At 70.7% G+C, this 1892-nt stretch carries 2 protein-coding genes; both read left to right on the plus strand.

Annotated elements, in window-relative coordinates; translation table 11 throughout:
- Positions 1–918 (plus strand): sugar ABC transporter permease (locus AB0G02_RS37705; RefSeq protein ID WP_360804548.1); only part of this gene is annotated, 918 nt, incomplete at its 5' end.
- Complete coding sequence (locus AB0G02_RS37710; RefSeq protein WP_360804551.1) at positions 915–1736, plus strand: carbohydrate ABC transporter permease; 822 nt, start codon at positions 915–917, stop codon at positions 1734–1736. The genes AB0G02_RS37705 and AB0G02_RS37710, both read left to right, overlap by 4 nt.
- Positions 1737–1892 lie beyond the last annotated feature (156 nt).

Genomic DNA, 1892 nt, shown 5'->3' on the forward strand with positions numbered 1-1892 from the left:
CCGCCACCGGCCGCTCCCCCGCCGCGTCGCCGCCGCACGTCGTGGTGGCCCTACCTGCTGATCGCGCCGACCCTGCTGGCCACCGGGTTCCTGCTGGTGTACCCGTTGGCGCGCAACGTGCTCATCTCGGTGCAGGAGTTCGGCCTGCCTCAGCTCGTGCGCGGCGACGCGCGGTTCGTCGGCCTGGCGAACTACGCGCGGGTGGTGACCGACCCGGAGTTCTGGTCGGTGGTGCGGCGGACGCTGGCGTTCACCGCGGTCAACGTGGTGCTGATCATGGTGCTGTCCACCCTGGTCGCGCTGCTGCTGGTGCGGCTCGGCCGGTGGGCGCGGCTGCTGGTGATGTCCGGGTTGGTGCTGGTGTGGGCCACGCCGGTGATCGCGGCCACCACGGTGTTCCAGTGGCTGTTCCAGTCCCGCCTGGGGGTGGTCAACTGGGTGCTGGTCGAGTCGGGGTTCGAGGGCTTCCGCGACTACGCGTGGTTCGCCGACGGCCCCGCCACGTTCGCCATCCTGGTCGCGCTGATCGTGTGGCAGTCGGTGCCGTTCGCGGCGCTGTCGCTGTACGCGGCGATGGTGACCGTCCCGGGCGAGCTGTACGAGGCGGCCCGGATGGACGGCGCGGGGGCGTGGCGGGTGTTCGCCTCCATCACCTTTCCCGTGCTGCGGGCCATGTTCGGGCTGATCACCTGCCTGGAGGTGATCTGGGTGGCCAAGGCGTTCGTGCAGATCTGGGTGATCTCGCAGGGCGGACCGGGCCGGGCCACCACGACGTTGCCGGTGTACGCCTTCCAGGTCGCGCAGTCGTTGCAGCGCTACGATCTCGGCGCGGCGGTGTCGATGCTCATGGTGCTGCTGCTCGTGCTCGTGCTGCTGGCGTACTTCCGGCAGATGTACCGGCAGGAGGAGCTGTCGTGACGGGCCGGGTGCTGCGCGGGCTCGCGGCGCTGGTCGTGTTCGCGGTGTCGGTGTTCCCGGTGTACTGGATGGTGCTGACCGCGTTCAAGCCGACCCGCGACATCCAGGCCGAGACCCCGACGTTCCTGCCGCTGTCGTTGACGTTCGAGCACTTCGGCACGGCCGTGGCGGCGCGGGGCTTCTGGTCGTTCTGGCGCAACAGCGTCGTGGTCGCCGGCGGTGCCGTGCTGCTGGCACTGGTGGTCGCCCTGCTGGCGGCGTTCGCGGTGGCGCGGCTGCGGTGGAAGGGGCGGCGGGGGTTCATCCTGATGGTGTTCGTGGCGCAGATGACCCCGTGGGAGGCGCTGCTCATCCCGATCTACGTGATCGCGCGGGACACCGGGATGCTCGACACGCTCTGGATGCTCACCCTGGTCTACTTCATGATCACCCTGCCGTTCACGGTCGTGACGCTGCGCGGGTTCCTCGCCGCGATCCCGGTCGACCTCGAGGAGGCGGCGCTGGTCGACGGGTGCTCGCGCGCCCAGGCGTTCCGGCGGGTGGTGTTCCCGCTGCTCGCGCCGGGTCTGCTGGCGACCTCGCTGTTCGGGTTCATCACCGCGTGGAACGAGTTCGCCTTCGCCAACGTGCTGATCATCAAGGACCAGGACGACCGCACGCTGCCGGTGTGGTTGTCGTCGTTCAGCAACACGTTCGGCACGGACTGGGGCGCCACCATGGCCGCCTCGACGCTGTTCATGCTGCCCGTGCTGCTCGTCTTCCTCGTCCTCCAGGGCCGCGTGACGACCGGGATCGTCGGCGGCGCGGTCAAGGGCTGAGAGCCACCAGGGGGTGCACGTGATCGTCCCACGACCGACGCGGCTGGTCCGCAGGCACGGCCGGTTCGCGCTCGACCGCGACACGGCGGTCCGGGCCACGCCCGGCGCCGAGGGCGCGGCCCGGCTGCTGCGCGCGCTGGTGCGGCCGGCCACCGG

Origin of the sequence: Actinosynnema sp. NPDC023658 (assembly GCF_040639995.1) — a bacterium.
GTDB lineage: Bacteria > Actinomycetota > Actinomycetes > Mycobacteriales > Pseudonocardiaceae > Actinosynnema.